The organism is Microbacterium sp. K35, assembly GCF_004794375.1.
GTDB lineage: Bacteria > Actinomycetota > Actinomycetes > Actinomycetales > Microbacteriaceae > Microbacterium > Microbacterium sufflavum.
Genome location: NZ_SSDM01000167.1, coordinates 1 through 681, shown reverse-complemented (window position 1 = coordinate 681; position 681 = coordinate 1). Strand labels below are relative to the sequence as shown.

1 protein-coding gene is annotated in these 681 nt (G+C 77.1%); it reads left to right on the top strand.

Translation table 11 applies throughout. The annotated features are described in order from the left end of the window. A partial coding sequence (locus tag DW299_RS06145; protein ID WP_240745328.1) for an FGGY-family carbohydrate kinase occupies positions 1-681 on the top strand: 681 nt, incomplete at both ends.

The window sequence follows — 681 nt, the reverse complement described above, 5'->3', positions numbered from 1 at the left end:
ATGCCCTGGGCGACCAGCACCTCGCCGCCCAGGGCATCGGGCTCGGCGAGGGCGACGTGGCGTACAGCCTCGGCACCTCGGGCGTCGTGTTCGCGACCACGCCCGACCCGGTCGCCGACGTGACCGGGGCCGTCGACGGTGTCGCCAACGTGACCGGCGGCTACCTGCCGCTCGTCTGCACGCTCAACGCCACCAAGGTGACCGACACGATCGCGCGGCTGCTCGGCGTCGACCACCGCGAGCTCACCGACCTCGCCCTCGCCGCCCCGCTCGACCCTGAGCGACCCGTGCTGGCCGCCTACCTCGACGGGGAGCGCTCGCCCCGGCTCCCGTCCGCCCGGGGCATGCTCGCCGGACTCACCACCGCGACCGGACGCGAGCAGCTCGCCCTCGCCGCGTTCGAAGGCGTCGCGCTCGGACTCGTCCGCGGGGAGCGGGCCCTCGCGGCGCTCGGCATCCCCACCACGGGCCACACCATCGCGATCGGCGGCGGCGCCCGCTCGCTCGCCTACCGGCAGATGATCGCCGACCTCACGCAGCGCCCCGTGCACACCGTCGACGCGCCGGAGGGCACCGCGCGCGGCGCCGCCATCCAGGCCGCCGCCGTGCACCGCGGCGAGACGGTCGCCGCCGTGACCGCGGCCTGGCGCCCCGCCACCACCTCCGTGACCGAGCCCGCCG